Source organism: Halovenus aranensis, assembly GCF_900100385.1.
GTDB classification, from domain to species: Archaea; Halobacteriota; Halobacteria; order Halobacteriales; family Haloarculaceae; genus Halovenus; species Halovenus aranensis.
The window spans coordinates 43490-66993 of the sequence record NZ_FNFC01000016.1 but is presented as its reverse complement, the minus strand read 5'-3'; the positions used below and the strand labels follow the sequence as shown (position 1 = coordinate 66993).

Sequence of the window (23504 nt, the reverse complement as noted above, 5' to 3'; positions counted from 1 at the left end):
TTGGCGGTGCTGGACGTGCACTGCTGTATCGAGCGTGAACACGATACGAAGGCTGGCCCGCGGGTCGTCCGCCGGAACGCGGACGACCTGCGGGCCGTGGCTGCTGACAATGGGTTCCAGGACTGGCACACGGAATACGAAATCGCTGCACACGACGTCGAGTACCTTGTTCACTACCGCGGATCGTCGCTGATGGCAACTGCGAATAACGCGCTCATCCGGGAGAAAAGCTACACGCAGCGATGGATGGCAGAAACGTCCTACTCGACGGTCAAGCGAACGCAGGACTCCGCCCTGCGTTCGCGGTTCTGGTACCGCCAGTTCCGTGAGATCGTCCTCCTGTTCGCGCTCAACAACCTCAAGAAACTCGCCAAAACGCTATGATCCGACTCCCGTCCTGCATTTTCAATAGAGCAGAATTTTTACCGTATCAACTGCTCTAGACCGAAAGTTCGGCACCTTCCAAATCATCACACAGATGCTCTCTCTCACCACTGGAAGACGCGCATTGAAAAACGGCCCCATGGGTTCCGGTACCGATTTCAGACAACATCCCTGCCGCCTGTCGGTTTAGTTCAAAAACTAGTTGACCCCTCCAGTCGAAAAGGCTCCATGAACGTCTCCGGTCGCTCGTTCCTGGAGCGTGGTTTCCGTGACTGACCACGGTATCCGGTATACGTACGATGTCTACAGGGACATTCTCGACGACCTGGTCGACTGTGGGTACGAGTTCGTGGGGTACGGGGACCCGATGAGCGATTCGAGTATCCTGCTCCGCCACGACGTCGACCTGTCGCCGGAGCGCGCCCTCGAGATGGCCGAAATCGAATCGGAGTACGGTATCGAATCGACGTACTTCTTCCTGCTCGGTTCTCCCCTGTACAACCTCCAGTTCGGTGAGAACGTCGACATTCTTCGGGAGATTCGGGAAATGGGACACCGGATCGGACTCCACTTTGGCACACACAAGTACTGGCAAACCGAACCGGACGAGGAGTCGCTGGTCGAGGAAATCCGGCGGGAGCTCACGATTCTTCGGAACATCGTTCAACCCGTCTCCACCGTTATTTCGTTTCACATCCCGCCGGAATGGGTGCTCGGGCGTGAGTTCGGGCCGTTCCGACACGTCTACGAACCGGCGTACTTCGAGGAAATTGCGTACGTCGCAGATTCGAGCCAGCGGTGGCGGAGTGAGCCCCCGTTCCCCGAGGGAATCCCGAACCGCTGTCAACTCCTGACTCACCCCAGTCTCTGGGCCGAGAGCGATGCGACGTTCGAAGAACGGCTCGCTGAAACTCGCGATTCACAGTTCGACCGCATCCGCACCTATATCGACGAACAGTTCGTCGAGTGACTCCCAGTTCTAGCGGCGTCCCTGGCCGATTCTGTACAACCAGTGGTCGTCGGTATCGGGATAGACCGCATCCCGGCCGTCCACGATGACGAGTTCTTCGAACTGGTTCCAGTCGATGGTTCCGAACTCGTCGTGAGCGGTAACCAGCACGACCGCGTCCGGGTCCACGTCGGAGAGGTTCTCCAGACCCAGCGGCTGTGCGCCCTCGAAGGGGTCGAAGTTGTCGGTTACGGGATCGACAACGTACACGGAGTCGCTCTGTCCAGCGAGGCGGTCCACGATTGGCATCGCGGGGGTGTGCCGAATCTCGTCGACGCCCGGCCGATAGGTCACACCCAACACGACGACTGTCGCATCCGCGAGGGTCGTTCCTTTCTCCGTAAGCCCTTCGAGGAGTTTGTCGACGGCGAACAGCGGCATCGAATCGTTGATTTCCCGCGCCGTCCGTGTCAGGTCGCTCGGCCCGTCGTATCCGCTGGTGAAAAAGTAGGGATAGTAGGGGATACAGTGACCGCCCACTCCCGCTCCCGGGTCGTGTAAATCCACGTACGGCACTTCGTTTGCCACGTCGATGGCTTCGAGAACGTTTATCCCGGTATCGTCGGCCGATTTGGCGAACTCGTTGACGAGCGCGATGTTGACGTCACGGTAGATTCCCTCGAATATCTTGACGGCCTCCGCTGTCGTCGCGTCGCCTGTCGGCGTGATTTCGTTGGTCGTTATCTCGCGGTAGATGGCGGTGGCGGCGCGCGTGCTCTCGTCGTCGATACCGCCGACGACTTTCGGGTAACTCCCACGGACGTCCTCCAGCGCTCGCCCGCTGTGGGTTCGTTCGGGACAGAAGGAGACGCCGAACTCCCCGCTGGTCAAGTCGCTCTCGGCCTTGATCATCGGTGCGATCACTGTCTTGCACGTTCCCGGGGGCACTGTCGACTCGACGACAACCAGGTCACCCGCTTCGATACCTGCGGCGATGTCCGAGACGACGGCCTCGACGGTCGAGAGGTCGGGTTCTTTCTCGTCCGTGACGAGCGTTGGAACGATGATGACGTGAACTGCCGCTTCGCTCGCGGCCTGTCTCGCCTCCGTCGTTGCGCGTAACGCGTTTGCGTCCACCGTCTCGGCGACCAGGTCGTCCAGGCCCGGCTCGTGGTCGAACGGTGTCCGCCCCGCGTTGATCGTCTCGACGGCATCCGGGTCGATGTCGACACCGCGGACGTTCCTGCTCACGTCCGCGTAGACCGCCGCGAGCGGGAGCCCCATCTTCCCGAGACCGTACACTGCAACCGGAACGTCCCCGTTCCGGAAGGCGGTACGTCGCTCCTCCTCGGACCGCTCTGTGTCGTAGAGTTTCATTCGTCAGTAGCGTCCTCTCGTGTCGTCCCGTCGGGGAACGCGTTGCGCTCGATCTCCTTGGCGAGACGAACAGCAGCGAGCCCGTCCTCGGGCGGAATCGCCGACTGACGGGTGTCTCGAACCCCCTCGACGAACGCGTCGAGTTCCTTCTTCAGCGGTTCCGTGTTCTCGACGAAGGGGCGTTCGATGACGCTCTCGTGTCGATACCGGCCCTCGCCCTCGTGGTCGATGAGCTGTTTCATCGACCCGCGGTAAATCTCGATGCGCCGGTCGAGGTAGTCGACGCTCACGTACCCCTCGTCGGTCGCGATGCCGAGCTCCCGAATCTTCCGCTGGGTGACCCGGCTCGCCGTCAGCGTCGCCATCGACCCGTCGGGAAACGTCAGCGTCGCCGTCGCGTGTTTCCCATCGGACCGACCGACTCCGTCGATGCTCGCGGGCGCTTCACCCGCGAGCGTCCGGACGATGTCGATGTCGTGAATCATCAGGTCGGTCACGATCGAGTCCTGGATGTCCCGACCGGGGTCCGGACCGAGGCGGCGAACCTCGTAGGCGAGTACTTCCTTGTCCGCGAGTACGTCCTCCAGCGCGAGGACGGCGGGGTTGAACCGTTCGATGTGGCCGACCTGGACCACGACGCCCTCGCGCTCGGCCAGTTCGACGAGTTCCTCGCCGCGCTCGGGGTCGTCGACGAACGGCTTCTCGACGAGCACGTCCACCCCGGCCTCGATACATTCGCGGGCTATCTCGTAGTGAAACCGGGTGGGGACGACGATAGACACCGCGTCGGCCCGCTCGATGAGGGATCTCCGGTCAAGCGCTGTGGTTTCGTACCGTTCGGCGACTTCGGCGGCGCGCTCCTCGTCCGCGTCCGCGACGCCGACGAGGTCAACCTCGGGTAGCGTGCTGTAGACCCGGGCGTGGTTGCTCCCCATGCTCCCGACGCCGATGACGCCGACGTTCGTCATCGCTCGCCCTCCGTGTACGACCGGACCGCGTCGACGATGGTCTCGATGTCGTCCTCGTCGACGTTCGGGTGGACCGGCAGCGAGAGCACCTCCCGGCTGACCCGCTCGGCGACCGGTGCGTCGTCGCTGACGTGGTCGTAGGCGGGCTGCTCGTGGATACAGATCGGGTAGTACACGCCGCTCCCGACGCCGTGCTCTTTGAGGTGTTCCTGTAGCCCGTCGCGGTCCTCGTAGCGAATCGTGTACTGGTGGTAGACGTGGGTCCGCCCCTCGGGTTCGACCGGGGTCGTGACCGAGGTTGATTCGAGCCCGTCGGTCAACGCCGCCGCGTTCTCCCGACGGCGCTCGTTGAACTCCGACAACCGTTCGAGTTGTACCCGCCCTAGCGCGGCCGCGATGCTGTTCATCCGGAAGTTGTGTCCGAGGCGAACGTGCTCGTAGCTCCCCCCTTCCTGGGAGCGGCCGTGGTTGGCGAACGAGGCTGCCCGCTTCGCTATCTCCTTGTCGTCGGTGGTGATCATCCCGCCCTCGCCGGTGGTCATGTTCTTCGTCGGGTAGAAGGAGAAACAGCCGACGTCACCGATCGCGCCCACGCGCTCGCCGTCGCCGGTCGCGCCGTGGGCCTGTGCGGCGTCCTCGACGAGGGGGACGTCGTGGTCGTCGGCGATGTCGACCAGCGCGTCGAGGTCCGCCGGCAGCCCGTAGAGGTGGACCACGAGAACCGCGTCGACGCGCTCGGTTTCCAGCACCTCGCGGACCGAGTCGGGGTCCAGGTTGTACGTGTGCGGGTGCACGTCGGCGAAGACCGGCTCCGCGCCCACGAGTTGGATCGCGTTGGCGCTGGATATGAACGAGAACGGCGTCGTCAGCACCCTGTCACCCTCGCCGAGACCGAGCGCTTCGAGCGCCGCGTGCAGCGCCATCGTCCCGTTCCCGGTGGCGACCGCGTGGTCGACGCCACAGAGGTCGGCGAACTCCTCCTCGAAGGCGCGGACCTCCGGGCCGTCGGCCAGCATTCCCGAGTCGAGCACGTCGGCAACTGCTTCGTGTTCCGCTGTTTCTATCTGTGGGTTCGCAATCGGAATCATCGGAGGTCGTTCTTGCCCTGTAGTTTTTCCGGGAGCGGTTTAAACTCTGCTGGTACGCCGACGGCCAGTGTGTTGGGTGGTACGTCCTCGGTAACGACCGCACCAGAGGCGATGAACGCCCGTTTACCGACGGTGACGCCGGGGTTGACGGTTGCGTTGGCACCGATGGTGGCTGATTTCTTCACTGTGGGGCCCTCCAGATCAGTGTCCTGTCGGACAGGATAGGGGTCGTTCGTCAGCACTGCGTTCGGACCGACAAAGACTTCGTCTTCGATGGTGGTCTCTGATGGCACGTACACACCCGTCTGGAGGCTCACGTGTTCGCCGATGTCGGTGTATCCGTCGATGACGGTCTTCGTCCCGATGACCGTCCCCGCCCCGATTTCCGTCTGCTCGCGGACGAGCACGTCGTGGCCCGTCTGGACACCGTCGTTGAGGGTGACGTCGGTGTAAATCGTGGCACCAGCACGGAGCGTCACGTCGTCGCCGAGCTTGGCGGGCTCGCTTTCGGGGTCGTACTCGTAGCCGAGCGTGACGCCCTCGTCTATTGTACAGTTGGTCCCGACAATGGCGTTTTGCATATGTCCCCATCCGCGTCGTGGACGTAAAATCGTGTACACTCCGGACGAAACGACCACTTATTTTGTACTCTCACCGCGACGTTCTCCGTACGATGTCCGAAGCGGACGTGAGATACGACGACGTGAGTGAGTTTCTGTTCGACCTCGAAACTCGTCTGGATCTGTCTGACTGGGTCGTTGATGACGTTCCCGTCTGGGATTACATCCGTGCTCCGACACACCGGAAATTATTCCAGGTTGTCAGTTCATCGGGCGATTCAGAGTCCAGTACCGAAGGCGGCGTACAGACGTCGCTTAAGGGCGGCTACCTCTGGGGCCGGAACATCGTTCTCCGGAATCCCTTCTTCGGCGACTGTACCGTCCTCAGCTACGGTTCGTCGCGACGGAAGCAGCAGGACAATGGATACTGGTGGGACATCTACTTTGACCCTCTCTATGAGGAAACGAACCTCGATTATCTTCACGTCGAGAAGCCATACCAGAACACACACAGAACCCCGCCCAGGACTGACAATCTCAAGTACATCGACTTCATCCAATACTCTGGTGTCATCTGTGAGAAACTTGGTCTCGTCGATGCGGACTTTTCGAATGAAGACTACGAGTTGATTGCTGACATAGAGACTACTATTACAGATACGTTCGGCGTATCGCCGGATATTAAGAATCTAGCCAAGCGGAGAGTCATCAAAGCAAAGATCAGAAAGCCCCTGTTCGATATCCTGATTAGGCGGACCAATCCAGAACTTGCACTACTCTCGTGTTCGTACGGCAAAGAATCCTTTATCTGGGCATGCAAGCAAAATAATGTTCCGGTTGCTGAGTTACAACACGGTGTCATCCACGAATACCATCCTGGATACCATTATCCTGGAGACAGCCAGAAAACGCTCTTTCCGGACTATCTTCTCACGTTTGGCGAGTACTGGGATGAGTGTGTAAGCTATCCAATCGACCGAGACCATATTTATCCCGTGGGTTACCCATACCTCGAATCTGAGAGTCAACAGTACACTGATGTTACAGAGAATTCCCAGATTATATTTATTTCACAACCAACCATCGGGCCCGAGCTGTCTAAGTTCGCTGCTGAGCTAAGCGAGCGGGAGATTGGCTTCGACATTGTTTACAAACCTCATCCTGCCGAGAACAACCATTGGGAACGGAAGTATCCCTGGTTGGCTGATTCTGATATAACCGTTGTGAGTGACAACTCTCGCCCTCTATACGACCTATTCGCTAGCTCTACCGTACAGGTCGGCGTATACTCGACGGCTATCTACGAGGGATTGCAGTTCGGTCTCGATACTTATCTTGTGGATCTGGCTGGTCTCGAAGTGATGGAGTACCTCGTCGAAAAAGAGTTTGCAACCGTCGTCTCGTCCGTCGACGACCTGGAGAAGGAACTCGGAGAGGGCGGCGCCACTCAGTTCGAACGCAGTGAGTATCTATTCCGTTCCAATGCCATCGACAATATAACCGAGGAAATCTGTAGGTTACGAACCGGACAAGATGATTCGGGCCGATAGCATCCGCACCCCCCAACAACCGGCTATCGGGATACGGCCGCGAAAATTCCGATACTCCACGTGTACGAATCTGACGGTAGACCGTCTATTGCGACTATGTTCCGCCCGTGGTCAAACGGGTACACTGGGTTGACAGTGTGGATGAATTGCTCGTTCCACAGGTCGCGGTCGGTGTCTCGGAACGGACCCTCCGGATTCACCTGTTCGTGAACGAAGCTGGTCTCATTCAGTTTCGTTATCCGGTAGTGGCGCAGGTCGGGAACCGTATGGCGACGGAAGAATATGTCGACACCACCGTCGTGTACCAGCGGGTACCCAGAGGGGACGTTCTCGGCACTACCGATAGAGCACTGCCGTAACTTCTCGGAATCGTTGCAGAACACCGGGCTTGCGGGGTGTCTCTGCCAGTTCCCCTCAAGTAGGGTTTCGGCGTGGTAGAGTTCAATGTCCATCTGATCGGTATCCTGGAATAGTAAGTACCACCTGCTGTCATACTGGAACAGGGTCGGATCCTGTCGAACGCCCGTCTTAAGAGGCACTTTAATGAGTTCCCAGTCGGTCGGGAAAGACGTGGCACGGTAGATTTGAAACTCTCCTTTCACACCTGGTCCGGGGGAGGGGACCATCAGCCACTCCCCGTCGTGTTCGAATACCATCGGATACGTGTGCTGTGCCGTTTCCGGGTGGATGACGACGTCGTTGTACGTGTACTCTAGACCGTCGTGGCTGTATGCATGGGCAATGTAGACCTGACGGGCTACGTCCTTTATCTCGAAGAACATGTGATATACGCCGTCCTCGAAAACAACGAAAGGGTCGGCGACGAAGTTGGCCAGTCGGAACGGCACGTCAGCGTGCGTGAGGACGGGGTTAGACGCGTCGGGATGGGGTCGCAGTTCGTACTCATCCGTTACGATGGGTGTGGCCGGATTTTCCTCGGAATCAGATTCCCCATCAAGCTTCGCAAAGGAGTCAAACTGCTGTGAATCGGGCTGGCGCTTGCTGTGGAGGCCCCTAGCAACTTTCGACTGCGTCCGCCTGGCTTTCCAGTAGGATGCCCGGAGAAGCTTCGACCGCGCCAGGTACGCTTTCAGCCGTTCTTTCCTCGTAGAACGCATGATCTATTAGAGGTATCCCAGATCGCGAAGTTGATCTTTTGTGGACACGTTCTTCGTCTCGACAGGTTCTGTCTCGGGTTCGTATGACCCTGTATCTTCTGCGGAGGTTTCCACCCACGGCACGTATCGTACGTCAGGGTGGATACGACCGGGGTCGTGCCCGTACATCCAGTACTCACCGAAGGCGTCGCCGTGGTCGGCCGACAGAACGACCTTCTCTGCGTCGACGTTCTCCAGCAAGAGTGAGACATCACTGAGTACGTAGCGCAGGTCATCAAGATACGCTTGATAGACTTTCTCTCTCCCGTGCTTTTTCATAGCGGAGGGTTTCATTTCAAAGTCACATAGTTGACGACTTTCTGTTATTGCATTCGATATGTACGGGTAGTGTGGCTGCATGTAGTGAAGGATGACCCGCTCGTAGTCCCCATTTCGCATGGCTTCGATCCCCCGGTCCGTGACGACGCGAGGTGGCGTCGCCGTGTGGACCGCTTCGCCATCGGCTTCTCTTGGCTCGAACTTCCAGAGGCGTTCGTACCGCGCCAAATCCTCCACTTCTATCAGGTTCCACTTGCCGTATCGGAACAGTCGCTTGTGGTGGACGGTGTGTTTCTCTGGCACGTACTCGCGGTCTTCGAGGACTACCTCGGACTTCGGGTTGGCCGTGAGAAGCGCCGTGTTTTGCAGAATATCTCGATATTCGGCGTCGAACGTCTGTGCAATCCACTCGGGTGAGCTACCGCCCCGCGACCAGACTCTGTCTACCTCATCGATGAACTCGTACTCCGGTGCGACGCGTTCCATGGCGTCGACTCGACAGGTGTCGAGGATAATTAGCAAATCCCAATCACATTCCAGCACGTGTGTTCCCCGCGAAATCCGCGAGTTGACACCTACCGATAGGATCGTCTCCGAGAGGTTGATTGGATTGTAGTAGCGTTTCAGATAGTTTGCAAGGAAGGCGACGCCTTGTCTCGGGTTCTGGATCCCCTTCCGTATATTTTCCTTGTTAATTATCATTGTTCAGTTGTATCTGTGAGCTCGTCGGATGGATATTCCACCTTCTTCTCCCCTCCAGTAAAGCATGTCGTTCCTCAGAAAAGAGCGACCTTGACGGTCAGGAGAGATATCCCATCGACCGCAGATGTTCTTCGACGTCACGCTCCTGGAGTCGATTGTTCTCTACAGGTTGTTCCGTCACAACCTCCCGACGCGCTCCCCGCTCGGTGACCAGCCACGGCACGTTCCGTAACTGCTTGGAGTATGTGTACTTCCAGTGTGAGAATTCGCGCAGGTACAGCGGCGGAAGGCGCTCCCCGAACATGTCCCCGTGGTCGGCTGTGATAGCCGACTTCCCGCCGAGTTCTTCCATCACGTGTTCCGCATGTTCAAGCGCTATCTCGAGGTTCTCGCGGTAGATGCCCATCATCTCGTCACGGGAGATATACCCGTTCTTATACGCCCGGCGGAGGTGAGGAAGTTCCGTTATCTCTCCACTGCTGTCAGTCGCGCGGTGAGGGTGTAACTCGGTCAGTGCCAGAGACTCCTCCTCAAGTAACCGCGCTCGAAGTTCCTCCGCACGCTGGCCCACGTAGGGGTTGTTTGGCTGCATGAAGTGAACGATGTAGCGTTTGTCCGGGTACTCCTCGAACGTTTCCAGTGCGAGTTCGAGGACGTCCTCGGGCCGCCGTCGCTCCCCGCTCTGATTCTCCTCGTCGTAGGTGGTTCGCCGTGCGAAGAAGATGTTGTCCTCGAAATGCTCTATCCAGGGATTCGAGGTAATGTAGACGGTGTCGTGAAACTGGTGGCCAGAGAAGGTTTTCTCCATGAACTCGAAACTGTGCCCTCCCTGAGAGACGATGCGCGACAGGTCTCCCTCGATGGTGCTAACTGATTTGAATATATCGTACCGGCACCCGTCGAGAATAATCAGGTTGTCCCAGTCCTCCTCCATCACATCGAACGCATCCGCGTAGCGTCCCGCGTACAGGCGGCTGTTTAGTGCTCTGTTGACTCGTCGCAACTCTTCGTGGAAGTGCTCTGGGTCCCTGAGTGCCCGCTCGAAGTTCTCTAGAGAGTATCGCTCTGGCAACATTGACTGTATAACCGTCCTCTATCTTGGAAATTAATAAGTCAGGGGGTATCTCGTATCGGTGATTCCGCCGAGTACAGATGGCGGTGACCGCAACCAACCGAGAGGTTGCCCGTTGGGCGAACCGGCTAATTATATACCCGTGGATTAAATATTCTACATACTTTGAACAATGTCTGGTAACGTCGTTGCAGTCATCCCCGCTCGCGGAGGGTCGAAAGGGATACCCCGCAAGAACGTTCGGGCCCTCGGGGACAGGCCGCTCGTTGCTCACACGATCGCCAAGAGCAAGGACGCACAACTTGTCGACAGTGTCGTTCTCACTACCGATAGCCGAGAAATCGCACAAGTCGGCCGGAAGTACGGGGCAGACGAGGTCATCGAACGCCCGGTGGAGTTGGCCACTGACGAGGTTCCGCTCGCACCCGTGATGGAGCACGCCTACGACGCGCTAGACGGTGCGTTCGAGTACGTTCTGTGTTTACAGCCGACCGTCCCCCTCCTGTCCACCGACGCTATCGACCGTGGTATCCGGATCGGTTTCGACGCCCACAGCGACAGCGTCGTCTTCGTTCGCGACAGCACTCACCAGTACTGGGCGGTTGAGGACGACTCGTACACGCCAGTCCCCGATGAGCGGAAGAACCGGCAGTACATGGACAAAATCTATGAGGAAATCGGCGTTTTTCTCTCTCACAACTCGCTGATTCGGGACGGCCGGCGAGTCGGCGACGACCCGGCATTCCACGAAGTTCCCGCCCGTCAGGGCATCGATATTGACACGTACGCCGACTGGCTTCTTGCGGAGAACTACCTCCGGAGAAAGCGGGTGGTGTATCGGGTAATCGGGAATGGGCAGGCCGGGACGGGCCACGTGTATCGCGGCATCACTATTGCGGACCACATCTTCGAGCACGACGTCGAGTTCGCGACCGTCGAGGGGAACGATCTCGCCATCGAGAATCTCGACGAGAGCAACTATGACTATCGCACCTTCGACAGCGAGGATTCATTCGTCGAGTACGTTCGGTCGTCCTCGCCCGACGTGGTGGTCAATGACGTGCTCGACACCTCCGCGGAGTACGTGCGGGCGCTCACGGACTGTGGCTGTCGTGTGGTCAACTTCGAGGACCTCGGCGACGGAACAGAACACGCGGATGCGGTCGTCAACGCGCTATATGAGTACTCTGACCCGCCCAAGAATCACTACTTCGGGTTCAAGTACTTCTGTCTGCGGAACGAGTTCCGCTATGCCACCCCTCACGAGGCGATACCCGATGTCGAGCGCATCATGATTTCGTTCGGGGGGACAGACGAGAACAACCTCACTGCCAAGACGCTCCGCGCGCTCGCTGACGTAGATATCGACCTACATCTCGACGTTGTGATCGGGCTAGGGTATGCCCAGGAGGAGACCTTGCGGCCAATTATCGAAGGATATCCAGCCCAGATCGATGTGAAAATTAGCCAGAACGTCAACTCGATGGCGGAGCACATGGAACAGGCTGACCTCCTGATTACGTCGAACGGTCGGACGCTATACGAGGCCAGTTCGATGAACCTGCCGACTATCTCTATCGCCCAGAATCACCGCGAACAGAAACACCCCTACGCCCATGTTTCGCGCGGCATTCTCGCGCTCGGACAGGCGGACTACGTCACGGAGGGGAACATCCGGACGGCAGTAGAAGACTGTATCACCGACAGCGACAGACGTGAGGCGATGCGGGCGGCACTTGAGGACACCGACATCGCGAACGGCATCGATCGGATCAAGAATATCATCTTCGAGAAAGACCATGAGAATTAACGACACCGACGTGACCAATCGCCAGCAACCGTACCTGATAGCCGAAATTGGGGTCAATCACTTCGACATCGCCGACGAGGAGGACATCTCGAAGGTCGCGGCCGCGAAGAAGATGGTTGCGCAGGCGGCCGATGCAGGCGTCGATGCGGTGAAGTTCCAGTCCTACTCCGCGGAGAGCCTGGCATCGCGGAACTCGCCGGCCTACTGGGATACCGAGGAGGAGTCCACGGCCTCGCAGTATGAGCTGTTCTCGCAGTATGACGAATTCGGCGCGGCGGAGTTCGAAGAGATTGCGGCGTGGTCAGCCAGCAACTACGACATCGACTTCCTCTCGACGCCGTTCGACCACGAGGCCGTAGATTATCTCGATAATCTGGTGCCAGCCTACAAGGTCGCCAGCGCGGACATCACGAACTATCCACTGTTGCGACACATCGCGAGGAAGGGAAAGCCGATTCTCCTGTCCACCGGGGCGAGCACGGTCGGCGAGATCGACGAGGCGGTGCGAGTCATCGAATCTGAGGCCGACGACGTTAACCTCTGTCTAATGCATTGCATTCTCCAGTATCCGACCGATCCGGAGAACGCGAACCTGGGTATGATCGAGCACATTGACCGCGCGTTCCCGGAGTACACCACCGGTTATTCAGACCACGTACCTCCGGACGACGCCATGTTGACGCTGGTCAACGCGACGGTTCGGGGTGCAGACGTCATCGAGAAACACTTCACGCTCGACAAGACGCTGGAGGGCAACGACCACTACCATGCCATGAATCCGGACGACGTTCGAGAGTTCCGGGACAACCTGGCGTTCATTGCGAGGACGACCGGCGAGCACGTCAAGCACCCAATTGAACCGGAGGAGGACAGCCGTCTTTACGCGCGCAGGAGTCTTGTCGCAGCGACGGACATCGATGAAGCCGAGACGATAACACGGGAGCACATCGCAGTCAAGCGCCCTGGTACTGGAATCGAACCCGCGATGCTTGACGAGGTAGTCGGGAGAGTTGCGCCAAAAGACATCGATGCAGACGAGATCCTGATGTGGGATATGCTGTAACACCCGTATGAATAGGGCTGTTGCTGGTTCAAATGTCGCGCTAGACTTTCGAGGACGTTTTAACTCTGACCTGAGAAACCTCTCTTGGCAGTTGAGTGACTGTGACTCAATGATGACCGCCATTCCTGAATATAACAACGAAAAATGAGGAGAATTCGATGAAAATTGGACAAACTTCAATTATTGTCTTTGTCTCTCAATTAATTGCGTCGGCTGTAGGGTTCCTCTCGACACTCTATTTTGCCCGTACCCTTGGCACTGAGGTCATGGGTCTCTACGCGCTAGTTATGACCTTTTCGAGTTGGTTGATGCTATCGGCTGACCTCGGAATAGGCGAAGCAATGAAAAAGCGGATTAGTGAGGGAGAGGGTCCTAACCAGGGGAAGTTTTTGGTAGCCGCAGTGGTCTGGACGCTATCAATTCTTGGTGTCCTCTCGTTAGGTCTCGTGCTGTTCGAACCCTGGGTTACTGCATACATTGATGAGTTCGATGTCTACGTCTCCACTGCTGTCATCTGGTTCGTCATCGCTGTTTTGTTCGCCAGGCTCTTTTCTCGTACAGTATTCCGGCTATTGGTCGCACAACGGATGGTTCACATTCGGGGGCTCTTGGACATCGTTAATATCGGCGGTAAAACACTCTTTCAGGTCGGATTAGTTCTCTTGGGGTACAGTCTGGCTGGTATGCTCATCGGATGGGTTCTCGGTGGGATCGTTGTCGGTGTTGTCGGACTCCGATGGATTACTGTATCGCCTGCACGACCCACGAGAGAACACTTCACGAGTCTGTTCGACTACGCCAAGTTCTCTTGGCTAGGTAAGTTAGAATCACGCGCATTTAACCAGGTCGACATCCTCTTGCTGGGGGTATTCGTTTCGGCGGGGTCAGTTGGTGTTTACTCCGTCGCTTGGTCTATCGCCAAATTTATTGAACTATTTGGTTCGTCAATTAGCAGGACAATCTTCCCAGAAATTAGTTTTAAGTCTTCACAGGCCTCAAAACAGTCTACCGTGGGGTTGATTGAAGATGCATTGGCTTACACCGGCCTTATCGCAATACCGGGACTGGTTGGCGGGTCTATTCTCGCAGAACACCTCCTTCGCCTTTATGGACCAGAGTTTCGAAGAGGGGCAGCGGTTCTGGCTCTTCTTATTCTCGCAACGCTAATCTACTCCTACCAAAGTCAGTTCTTGAATGCGCTCAACGCGCTTGATCGGCCAGACATTACGTTTCGTATCAACGCGGTTTTTGTCGCCCTCAATGTTATTCTTAACCTGGCGCTCATCTCGCAGTTTGGCATTGAAGGGGCGGCGGTCGCCACGGTGTTCTCGACAGTTGTCGGACTGTTCCTCTCGTACGTCGCGCTCTCCCGATTGATTGATTTCGATATCCCCATACGCGAGCCGACGAAGCAGGTCATCTCCGCGTTCGTGATGGGCGGAGTTGTCTGGATTACTCTTGGCGCTATCGAGACAGTAGATATCCTCAACAACGCGCTTGTAGTCGCCCTGCTGGTCCCGAGCGGTGCAGCTGTATATTTCCTGACGCTGTTCGTCATCTCCCCTCCCTTTCGTGCCACCGTTGATCGGAACGTTCCGATTGGACTCCCGTTCGTGAGTTAAATATTCTACTGAACGAACGGAGAGAAGATTCTACTCTCCGTACGCCGAACAGACCTGCCGAAGTCCTTCCTCCAGCGACACCTGCGGCTCCCAGCCCGTTGCCTCCCGGAGCTTGCTCGCATCAGCACAGGTGTCGTGGACGTAGACGCTCTCCGGAATCGGGTTCTCGACGTAGGTCGGTTCGATATCCGTCCCGAGTTCGTCGTTGAGCATCCCGACCAGTTCGTCGCACGAGACGTGCCGGTCCATCCCCACGTTGTACACCCCGTCCAGCTCGTGGTCGCGGCCAGTTCGAACGCCCGGGCGACGTCGGAAACGTGCGTGAAGTCGCGGGTCTGCGTGCCGTCGCCGTAGAGCTCTGGCGAGCGGCCGTGGGCGATGTCGTCGGCGAACTGCGCGATGACGTTCGCGTACTCGTCCTTGTGTGCCTCCGACCCGCCGTAGCCCTGGTAGACCGAAAAGAGGCGGAGTCCACACACCGTGAGGTTGTAGTGGTTCGAGAAGTACTCGACGTAGCGTTCGGGGCCATCTTCGAGGCCTCGTAGCCGGTGTTTACGGTCACCTCTATCTCCTCGGGGAAAGGGTCGGTCTGTGAGCCGTAAATCGAGGATGTTGAGGCGTAGACAACGGTGTCACAGCCGTCGTGTCGTGCCTGCTCAACAACGCTGACGAACCCTTCGACGTTTTCGCGCACCGTGAGCCGTGTTTCCCTTCGTGCATCGCGTACCAAGACTGCGCCGCGAGGTGAACGACTACGTCCACGTCTGTCGGCAGGTCGGCGTTCAGCACGTTCTGTTCGAGAAACGTCACTTTGTCGCCGGGGTTGCGTTGGTCGCCGAGATAACCGTCGTTGAGGGCAACGGCATCGTTTGACCCAGCGATCATACTGGAGACGTTCGACCCAATGAAACCTGCACCGCCGGTGACGAGGATGTTGGGGCCGTCCATACGTCCGAGTTACTAGGTGCCATCTAAAGTCTGGAGAGACTACGACCGGTCGACGTCGTCGAGCATCAGCGTTCGGAGTACGTCACCGTAGGCCGGTCGGGTGATGAACACCCCGATGAGCACACCGATGATGGTGATGATAGCGAATCCTTGCAGGTCGCCGAGGCTCAGCACCGCCAGCGGGCTCATCGCGATGATGGTCGTCGCGGCAGCCATGCCAATGACCCAGAAGGCCTTTCGGAACCGGCTCTGGAACACACGGCCGGTCTGGACTTTCTCCTTGCGTTGTAATATCTCGTCTGCCATGATGATGAGGTCGTCCAGCCCGGTCCCGATGACGGCAATCAGCCCCGCGATGTGAGACAGGTCGAGCGCCATCCCGAAAGAGGCCGCAAACCCGAGCAACAGGAACACCTCGCTGCTAGCTGTGAGGAACATCGGGACGGCGACGCGCACGTCACGGTACCAGACGTAGACGACGAGTGCGACCGATATCCAGGCGGCGATACCCGTTATCAGTGCGAGTGGCTTGAACTTCTGTGCCAGACTCGGCGAGATGAAACTCGACGATTCGATGGTCAGGTTCGTCGGCAGCGCGCCGGCACGGAGGTTGACTTCGAGCTGTTGTGCCTCCTCGAACGACTGGGTCTGGAGCACGAACGAGGGGTTCGTCCGGAAGTCACCGGCGTTGATATCTTCCGCCAGACCGTCACTCATGCTCGCGCCGTAGACGTATTCGCCGTCGACGACAGTGTAGAGACACCACTGTCCCTCGCGTGGCCCGTCGTGGGCCGTCGCGTTGAAGTCACAGACACCGATACCCTCGCCGGTGAAACCGGCCTCCTGCATCAGGTTGGCGTACCGCTGGCCGGCCTGGTCGGTGAGCGCCACCGGCACTCGCGGGAACGGATTCCGGTTACCTGGGCGCTCTGCGGGCGAGATGTTAGTAAAGTCTTCGCCGGTCAGTACTTCTTCTGTCTGAAGTTCAGTCCCGTTGTCAGTTCTGACGGGGTAGCCGGCGATGACCTGTACACGTCCCGGGTCTCCGATGAGTTCCTCGACCGTCTCACGGTCTTCGCCGGGAACTTCGACGACGATGAAGTCCTCGCCGGTCGCCGAGCTGACGGTCGTGACGCTGGACCCGCCAAGCCCGGTTCTGTCGATACGTTCCGAAATCGTGTCGACGGCTTCGCTTCGTGTTTCCGAGGTCGTCCCGTCTTCGATATCGTCAGTCGTGGCGTCGATGCCGATGGCTGAGAGTCCATCGGCAAACTCAGAGGCGGTGATGCTCCTGTCGAACAGCTCGATGTCGGCGCGGTCGGGCCCGCGCTGGCGCACTGTGACGTTGATGCCATCGGTTTCCAGTTCGCTTGCCAAGTCTCGCGCTACGGTCGAGGGGTCCTCCCCACCGGTGTTCATATCCTCGGCGATGAGTCCCTCTAGCAGGCCTCGGATTCGGGTTCCACCCGAGAGTTCGAGCCCGTACTGGAGATTCGTCGGGTCGCTGACCTGCTGTTCACTCTCGTTGAGTCCCGTGTCACCGGAATCTGCACCCAGCGGGCCAAACAGCGCGAGTGCAGCGAGTACACACAGGCCGAGCAACAGCAACACTCGCCAGTTGTCTCGCACGTCAATCATCGTTTCACCCCTTCGTACTTGTACCACCGAAGTAGACTTATGTTGAGCATGTAGGTGTTGAGCAGGTCGGTCACTAATCCGAAAGTCAGGATGAGGGCGACGTCATCGAGCAGCGGAATCCCGAGTAACCGGGAAACGATTGCCATCGTGACCATCGCGGCGACGGAGGTAAGCGTCATCGACACACCTGTTCGCATCGCCCGGTAGGCACTGTCGTAGAACTCGCCGTGGCGTTTCAGGACGTGGTTGTTCAGCAGGATGTCCGAGTCCACGCTGTATCCGATAATCATCAACAGCGCGGCCACGGCACCAAGACTCAGTTCGATACCGAACACGCGCATCAGCGCGAGCGGCACGACGATATCCGAAAACGCCGAGGCGACAACCGCGACGCTCGGCACGAGCGACCGGAAGATGAGCGCAACGAGAACCGACATGCCGAGAAACGCAACCACGACACCCACTAGCGCTTCCCGTTGTGTGTCGCCACCGAACTTCGCCGACCGCGTCTCGACGGACTGTATGGCGTCGTCGCCGTATCTGTCTTCGATAGCCGACTCGAGTTCGTCGGTCTCTTCGAGTTGCGTCTCGACCTCGTAGTCGTTGCCAAAGCCAATCGACCGGACAGACTCGGTCTCGAACCCGGAAAGGTCGTCACGGATGTCGCCGGCAGAGGCATCGTCGGCGGTGAACTGGACGGTTGTCCCGCCTGTGAAATCAAATCCCAATGCGACCGGCGTCCCTGTGAGTAGATATGCGAGGGCCAACACCCCAATAGCAACCGCGAGAATCGCCAGTGGCACGGCGATTAGCTGGCGGTTAGAGTAGTCCTCATAGGGGACTCTCTCGACATCGATACGTCCCATGGAATGTGCTCTTACACCGTGCTGAATAAGCCTTTTTGTATCCTCTCGCCCGGTCGCTGTCGTCTGGCGCTACTATTTTTATCACCCGTAGCGAACAACTGTCCAGGTGAACTGTGTATGCACGTTGCGGTGATACAAGGTGACATCGCACAACAGTCCGCGGACGTACTGGTCAACGCGGCGGGAACGAGTCTTCAGATGGGGTCAGGTGTCGCCGGTGCGCTCCGTCGGGCGGGTGGGGAGGAACTGAACGACGCAGCGATGTCGAAGGGGCCGGTCGAACTCGGCGAGGTCGCCGTCACCGACGCCTACGACCTCGATGCCGAGTACGTAATCCACGCCGCCGCGATGCCACACTACGGCGACGGGCAGGCGACCGCTGAGAGCATCGCCGACGCGACACGGAACGCGCTCGCACGGGCCGACGACCTCGGGGCGGAGTCGCTCGTCGTTCCGGCCCTCGGCTGTGGCGTCGCCGGGTTCGACCTCCGGGAGGGTGCGCGTCTCATCGCCGAGACAGTCGCCAGCTACGAGCCAGACACGCTGACAGACGTTCAGTTCATCGCGTACGCCGACGAGGAGTACGAAACCGTCAGAGCCGTCGTCGACACCGTCCACGGCGACGCGGAGTGACAGTTCTGGTCCGAGGTGACCGTGTTCCCAAACGGTTAACGCGCTCGCGGCCGGTGTGCGTACCATGACACAGGCTGCTGACCGCATCTTCACGAACGCGGCCGTCCATCCGCTCACGGCCGAGGAGACGGGCGAGCCGACAGCCGAGGCCGTCGCCGTCCGAGACGGCAGTATCGTCCGCGTGGACTCGGCCTACGAAGTCGAGTTCCTCAACGGCGTCGAGACAGAAGTAATCGACCTGGAGGGGCGGACGCTCCTCCCCGGGTTCATCGACGCGCACACGCACATGGACATCGTCGGCAAGTACGCGACCGAGGCTGACCTCTCGGAGGCAGACGACCCGACAGACTGTCTCGACTTGCTCGCAGCCCAGCGTGAGGAGAGTGAGGGCTGGGTACTTGGCTTTGGCTACGACGAGAGCGCGTGGGGCGGGGAGTATCTCACGCGCGACCAACTCGACAGCGTCAGCACCGACCGGCCCGTCGTCGCCTACCGCGAGGACCTCCATCTGGCCTCGGTCAACAGCGTCGTCCTCGAAGCATACGTCGACCAGATGCCCGCCGAGGATGTCAGGAAAGCGGACGGCGAGCCGACCGGCGTGGTCGTCGAAGACGCACTCGACGTGCTTCGTGAGGAGACAGCTCCCGACCCCGAGGGAATGCGCGAGTACCTCCTCGCTGCACAGGCAGAGGCAAACAGCTTGGGCATTACCGGGGTCCACGACATGGTCCGCAACTCCCCGGCCCCGCGGGTCTACAGGGAACTCGACCAGGCCGACGAGCTGTCGGTCCGCGTCCGCATCAACTACTGGCGAGACCACTTCGACGCGGTCATCGAGACCGGTCTCCGGACGAACCACGGGACCGACCGCGTCCGTGTCGGCGGTATCAAGACGTTTACCGATGGGAGCATCGGCGGCAGAACCGCGAAGCTCTCGACGCCGTACGCCGACGCCCCCGGGGAAGACGGCTCCTGGGTCGTCGACCCGGAGACAGTACAGGACCTGATCGAGCGTGTCGACGATGCCGGCCTCCAGATGACGGTCCACGCTATCGGCGACAGCGCAATCGAGACCACACTCGACGCTTACGAGGCAACCGACGGCCAGCGCCACCGTATCGAACACGCAGAGATACTCAGAGACGACCTCATCGACCGCCTCGCCGACGAGGATGTCGTCGTCTCCGCACAGCCGAACTTCCTGAAGTGGGCACGAGAGGGTGGCCTCTACACCGACCGCATCGGCGACCAGCGCCGGGAGGACTCGAATCGCTTCGGGACGCTACTCGAGTCGGGAGCGACACTCGCATTCGGGAGTGACTGCATGCCGATGGACCCGCTGTTTGGCGTTGCACAGGCCGTCGACGCACCGACACAGGCACAGTCTCTCTCAGTGACGGAGGCGCTTCGGGCCTACACCGCCGGCGGGGCGTACGCTGGCTTCGACGAGGACCGCCTCGGCACGGTCGAAGCGGGCCACTGCGCCGATTTCGTGGTACTCGAGGAGTCGCCCTGGGAGAGCGACGATATTGCCGGCATCGACGTGTCGATGACCGTCGTCGGCGGCGAGACTGTCTACGACGACCGCGGGTGAACGGACAGACCAGCAGAGGATTAAAGACCCGGATCGTTAGTGACAGTATGAACGTGAATCCGGTGCGTGTCGATGCGCTCGTCGACCTCACCTACGGGGCGTTGATTTTCGGTGCAGTCGTCGTGATGCTGTTTGGTCCGCAGGGGGTGGGCATCGCCTTTGGTATCGGTGTATTGCTCTCGTATGTCATCCACGTCGTCTGGAAGATGGCGCGGTTCGACCCCGAGTGGATGACCCGGACCGTTCAAGAAACTGTCGAGAAAAGCGTCGACGAAACGGTCGAACAGACCGTCGAAGACGCCGTCGGCGACCAGGTCGACGACGCCGTTCAGGAGTCTGTCGGACAGTCGATGGACGACGCTGTCGAGGACGCCGTCGGTAAGGAGGTTGAGCAGGCCGTCGAGGAGACGGTCTCCGAGCAGATGCAACATACTGTCGAAAAATCAGTCGGAGCCACCGTCGAACAGGCCGTCGAGGAGACCGTCGAAGATAGCGTCGAGGAAACCGTCGAAGACACCGTCGAGCAGGCCGTCGAGGACACGGTCGGGGGTAGCGTCGAAGAGACAGTCGAACAGGCCGTCGAGGAGACTGTCGAAGATAGCGTCGAGGAGACCGTCGAACAGACTGTTGAGGACAGCGTCGAAGAGACAGTCGAACAGGCCGTCGAGGAGACCGTCGAAGATAGCGTCGAGGAAACCGTCGAACAGACTGTCGAGGAGACCGTCACCGATGTCGTCGACGATATCGACGACGGCGACGGCCAGGCGTGACCCCGACCGTTAAGCCCCTCGGTGTGCATGAGCCGGTATGGACGGGCTCGTAACGTTTGGGGAGACCCCGGTTCGGCTGTCGCCGCCGGGTAATGGACGCATCGAGATGACTGAGACGCTCGAACTGTATGCCGACGGAACCGAGAGTAACGCGGCTGTCGCAGCCGCCGCACACGGGACGGACGCGGCCTGGGTGAGCAAGGTACCCGACACTGCTATCGGGCGCAACGTCACCCGCCAGATTGCCGCCACCGGCGTCGAGACGGCCGTCACCTGGACCGACGACAGCTACCGCCAGGGCATCTCGTTTCGAGAGGCGGCCGCACCACCACGCGAAAGCAGATACTGGCACGACCGCCGAGATACCGCACTCTCGTCTGCTCAACCCGGTGAGTTCCCGATAGAGCGAATGCAAGACGCCTCGCTCGTCTATACCGCTGTGAGCTCGGCCGTCCTCTCCTCGGCCGCCGCGGACACCGCCGAGGCGATCCTCCGAGCGAGTGCGGGCAGCGGGACGGTCACCGCGGTCGAACTCGATTACACACCCGGGCTGGCGTCTCCGGAGTCGTTCAAACAGGCTTTCGAGACACTCGCTGACGAGGTCGATGTCTTCATCACGACCGACGACGCGGTCGGCGAGGTACTCAACGAAACCGGCTCACCCCGGGAACTGACGAACACACTCTCTGCGATATACGACCTCCAGATGGTCGTCATCAGACGAGCTGACGGCAGCGCAATTGCACTTCACGATACGCCCGGGACCAACGTCGTCCACGAGCGGACCGCCATCGACGCCGAAATAGTCGACCCAATGGGGGACGCGAGCGCGTTCACCGGTGGGCTGCTTCACGAACTCGTCCAGGGGTCAGACGCCGCGCGCGCACTCAGTGTCGCCGTCGCCAGTTCTGTCCTCGTGAAGACGATTCCTGGCCCGTTCCTCAGCGTCGACGGCGACGAAATCGAATCACTAACGGAGCAGGTGGACGAACAGTCCCGATAACGGAATGACGCTACTCACAGACGTTCACGACGACCACGGTGCGGCATTTGGAACGCGTGGCGGCCGCGAGGTCGTCACCGACTACGGCCGGCCGGAACGGTCACATCGGGCCGTCCGAAACGCATCGGGGGTCATCGAGTACGCCGCCGACATCCTGTCGGTGACCGGCGAGGACCGCCTCGAATTCGTCGACAACGCGGTTTCGAACACCGTCCCGGAGGCCGACGGACACGGGGTCTACGCGCTGTTGTTGACGCCACAGGGCCGGATTCGGACCGACATGTACATCTTCAACGCCGGCGAGCGCCTCCTCGTGTTCCTCCCGCCGGGGAACGGAGACGCAGTTGCCGACGACTGGGGCGAGAAGACGTTCATTCAGGACGTCGAGGTCGAACTCGTCACCGACCAGTTCGCCTACTTCGGTGTCCACGGCCCCAAGGCGACAGAGAAGATAGCGAGTGTCATCTCGGCGGAAACGCCCCGAGAGCCGCTGACGTTTGTGCGGGGCTCGATGGCCGACGTGGGCGTCACCGTCATCCGGATGGACGGACCGGCCGGTGAGGAGGGGTATCACGTCGTCGCGGAGGCCGACGATGCCCTGTACGTCTTCGATACGCTGGTCAACCGCGGACAGAACGCGGCCCCATTTGGCTACCGGACCTGGGAATCACTCACGCTCGAAGCGGGCACGCCCCTGTTCGAGACAGAACTCGACGGCGGTGTGCCGAACAATCTCGGACTCGCCAACGCCGTCGACTACGACAAGGGCTGTTTCGTCGGCCAGGAGGTCGTCTCACGGGTCGAGAACCGCGGCGAACCGACAAAGCGGCTGGTTGGACTCGTCACAGAGGAGGTCTCGGAGGCAGGAGCCGCAGTGTTCGACGGCGACGAACACGTCGGCGAGATAACTCGGACTGCCGAGAGCCCGCTCCGAGACGTGCCCTTTGCACTCGCGCTGGTCGACAGAGCAGTCGGCGAGAAAATCGAAGTCGACGCCGCCCTGACCGTTCGCATCGACGGCAGCGATGTCGCTGCGACCGCAGTTACGCTCCCGTTTGTCGACGGGTCAGAACAGTCAGCGCGGCTCCCGCAGCCGTGAGTTACTCCTCGTAGGCGAGGTTCATGACCCACTGAGAGAACAGGTCGCTCTGTGGGTCGACTTCCTCGTCGCCGACAAACGGCGAGAGCATATCACCGGCCATCAGCAGCGAGAATTCGAGGTCTTTCGCTGTCGGCGATAGGTAGTACGTGTTGTGACCCTCGTAGACGGTCTCGTCACGGTCGATGAGGTCGTTCTCGGACAGCGTATCGACGATGCGACTCCCCTTGCGCGACGACACGTCGAGTTCCTTCCAGAAGTTACTCTGGTGAATCCCGCCCGTCTCCCGGATGAGTTCCAGTCCTCGACGCTCGTCCTCGTCGAGTTCCTCCTCCGCGGATGTGGTGCTCATATGTACGTTGTGTCACTGCG

Annotated in this window: 20 protein-coding genes and 2 pseudogenes; 11 read left to right on the top strand and 11 right to left on the bottom strand. The window is 59.5% G+C overall.

Going from position 1 to position 23504, the window contains the following annotated elements:
* Nucleotides 1–384, top strand: a pseudogene (locus BLR34_RS14635) (IS5/IS1182 family transposase); the annotation flags it as partial.
* Between the two features lie 268 nt (nucleotides 385–652).
* Nucleotides 653–1354: a polysaccharide deacetylase family protein gene (locus BLR34_RS14630; RefSeq protein WP_092704356.1), complete on the top strand. Its 702-nt coding sequence runs from the start codon at nucleotides 653–655 to the stop codon at nucleotides 1352–1354.
* A 9-nt stretch (nucleotides 1355–1363) separates the two neighbouring features.
* On the opposite strand, the gene BLR34_RS14625 is transcribed toward BLR34_RS14630, so the two are convergent.
* From BLR34_RS14625 to BLR34_RS14610, 4 genes are read right to left on the bottom strand one after another with little or no spacing between them, the layout of a single operon-like run.
* On the bottom strand, nucleotides 1364–2710 hold the full coding sequence (locus BLR34_RS14625; protein WP_092704354.1) for a nucleotide sugar dehydrogenase: 1347 nt from the start codon (nucleotides 2708–2710) through the stop codon (nucleotides 1364–1366).
* Nucleotides 2707–3678, bottom strand: a complete 972-nt coding sequence (locus BLR34_RS14620) for a Gfo/Idh/MocA family protein (protein WP_092704352.1) — start codon at nucleotides 3676–3678, stop codon at nucleotides 2707–2709. Before BLR34_RS14620 ends, BLR34_RS14625 begins: the two co-directional genes overlap by 4 nt.
* The gene (locus BLR34_RS14615) at nucleotides 3675–4766 is read right to left on the bottom strand and encodes a DegT/DnrJ/EryC1/StrS family aminotransferase (protein WP_092704350.1); all 1092 of its coding nucleotides are present in this window, start codon (nucleotides 4764–4766) and stop codon (nucleotides 3675–3677) included. Before BLR34_RS14615 ends, BLR34_RS14620 begins: the two co-directional genes overlap by 4 nt.
* A complete protein-coding gene (locus BLR34_RS14610) occupies nucleotides 4763–5347 on the bottom strand; it encodes an acyltransferase (RefSeq protein WP_092704348.1) in 585 nt (194 codons plus the stop codon). Before BLR34_RS14610 ends, BLR34_RS14615 begins: the two co-directional genes overlap by 4 nt.
* 92 nt (nucleotides 5348–5439) lie before the next feature.
* Between BLR34_RS14610 and BLR34_RS17280 the strand changes: the two genes are divergently transcribed.
* Nucleotides 5440–6876 (top strand): hypothetical protein, encoded by a 1437-nt coding sequence (locus BLR34_RS17280; RefSeq protein WP_218120905.1) that lies wholly within the window; start codon nucleotides 5440–5442, stop codon nucleotides 6874–6876.
* Between the two features lie 23 nt (nucleotides 6877–6899).
* On the opposite strand, the gene BLR34_RS14600 is transcribed toward BLR34_RS17280, so the two are convergent.
* From BLR34_RS14600 to BLR34_RS14590, 3 genes are all read right to left on the bottom strand, one after another.
* Nucleotides 6900–7994, bottom strand: a complete 1095-nt coding sequence (locus BLR34_RS14600; RefSeq protein ID WP_092704346.1) for a glucosamine inositolphosphorylceramide transferase family protein — start codon at nucleotides 7992–7994, stop codon at nucleotides 6900–6902.
* A 6-nt stretch (nucleotides 7995–8000) separates the two neighbouring features.
* Nucleotides 8001–9014: an alkaline phosphatase family protein gene (locus BLR34_RS14595; RefSeq protein WP_092704344.1), complete on the bottom strand. Its 1014-nt coding sequence runs from the start codon at nucleotides 9012–9014 to the stop codon at nucleotides 8001–8003.
* A 97-nt stretch (nucleotides 9015–9111) separates the two neighbouring features.
* On the bottom strand, nucleotides 9112–10089 hold the full coding sequence (locus BLR34_RS14590; RefSeq protein WP_092704342.1) for a hypothetical protein: 978 nt from the start codon (nucleotides 10087–10089) through the stop codon (nucleotides 9112–9114).
* Nucleotides 10090–10258: 169 nt separating this feature from the next.
* Between BLR34_RS14590 and BLR34_RS14585 the strand changes: the two genes are divergently transcribed.
* From BLR34_RS14585 to BLR34_RS14575, 3 genes are all read left to right on the top strand, one after another.
* A complete protein-coding gene (locus BLR34_RS14585; protein WP_092704340.1) occupies nucleotides 10259–11896 on the top strand; it encodes a cytidylyltransferase domain-containing protein in 1638 nt (545 codons plus the stop codon).
* A complete protein-coding gene (locus BLR34_RS14580; protein ID WP_092704338.1) occupies nucleotides 11886–12959 on the top strand; it encodes an N-acetylneuraminate synthase family protein in 1074 nt (357 codons plus the stop codon). The genes BLR34_RS14585 and BLR34_RS14580 overlap by 11 nt, the downstream gene beginning before the upstream one ends.
* 158 nt (nucleotides 12960–13117) lie before the next feature.
* Complete coding sequence (locus BLR34_RS14575) at nucleotides 13118–14581, top strand: oligosaccharide flippase family protein (protein WP_092704336.1); 1464 nt, start codon at nucleotides 13118–13120, stop codon at nucleotides 14579–14581.
* 30 nt (nucleotides 14582–14611) lie between these two features.
* On the opposite strand, the pseudogene BLR34_RS14570 reads toward BLR34_RS14575, so the two are convergent.
* The 3 genes and pseudogenes from BLR34_RS14570 to secF form a co-directional block, all read right to left on the bottom strand.
* Nucleotides 14612–15529, bottom strand: a pseudogene (locus BLR34_RS14570) (NAD-dependent epimerase/dehydratase family protein).
* A 39-nt stretch (nucleotides 15530–15568) separates the two neighbouring features.
* A complete protein-coding gene (locus tag BLR34_RS14565) occupies nucleotides 15569–17167 on the bottom strand; it encodes a preprotein translocase subunit SecD (RefSeq protein WP_092704334.1) in 1599 nt (532 codons plus the stop codon).
* The gene (gene secF / locus BLR34_RS14560; protein WP_092704332.1) at nucleotides 17164–18033 is read right to left on the bottom strand and encodes a protein translocase subunit SecF; all 870 of its coding nucleotides are present in this window, start codon (nucleotides 18031–18033) and stop codon (nucleotides 17164–17166) included. The genes BLR34_RS14565 and secF overlap by 4 nt, the downstream gene beginning before the upstream one ends.
* A 117-nt stretch (nucleotides 18034–18150) precedes the next feature.
* On the opposite strand from secF, the gene BLR34_RS14555 reads away from it, so the two are divergent.
* The 5 genes from BLR34_RS14555 to ygfZ all read left to right on the top strand — a co-directional run bounded on the left by BLR34_RS14555 (nucleotide 18151) and on the right by ygfZ (nucleotide 23132).
* Nucleotides 18151–18666, top strand: coding sequence for a macro domain-containing protein (locus BLR34_RS14555; protein ID WP_092704330.1), 516 nt, complete (start codon nucleotides 18151–18153; stop codon nucleotides 18664–18666).
* 64 nt (nucleotides 18667–18730) lie between these two features.
* Complete coding sequence (locus BLR34_RS14550) at nucleotides 18731–20260, top strand: amidohydrolase (RefSeq protein WP_092704328.1); 1530 nt, start codon at nucleotides 18731–18733, stop codon at nucleotides 20258–20260.
* A gap of 47 nt (nucleotides 20261–20307) precedes the next feature.
* Nucleotides 20308–21030 carry a hypothetical protein gene (locus BLR34_RS14545; RefSeq protein ID WP_092704326.1) on the top strand — a complete coding sequence of 241 codons (723 nt, stop codon included), beginning with the start codon at nucleotides 20308–20310 and terminating at the stop codon, nucleotides 21028–21030.
* Between the two features lie 37 nt (nucleotides 21031–21067).
* A complete protein-coding gene (locus BLR34_RS14540) occupies nucleotides 21068–22033 on the top strand; it encodes a PfkB family carbohydrate kinase (RefSeq protein WP_092704324.1) in 966 nt (321 codons plus the stop codon).
* Nucleotides 22034–22037: 4 nt separating this feature from the next.
* On the top strand, nucleotides 22038–23132 hold the full coding sequence (gene ygfZ, locus BLR34_RS14535) for a CAF17-like 4Fe-4S cluster assembly/insertion protein YgfZ (protein WP_092704322.1): 1095 nt from the start codon (nucleotides 22038–22040) through the stop codon (nucleotides 23130–23132).
* A 1-nt stretch (nucleotide 23133) separates the two neighbouring features.
* On the opposite strand, the gene BLR34_RS14530 is transcribed toward ygfZ, so the two are convergent.
* Nucleotides 23134–23484, bottom strand: coding sequence for a helix-turn-helix transcriptional regulator (locus BLR34_RS14530; RefSeq protein WP_092704320.1), 351 nt, complete (start codon nucleotides 23482–23484; stop codon nucleotides 23134–23136).
* Nucleotides 23485–23504: the final 20 nt, after the last annotated feature.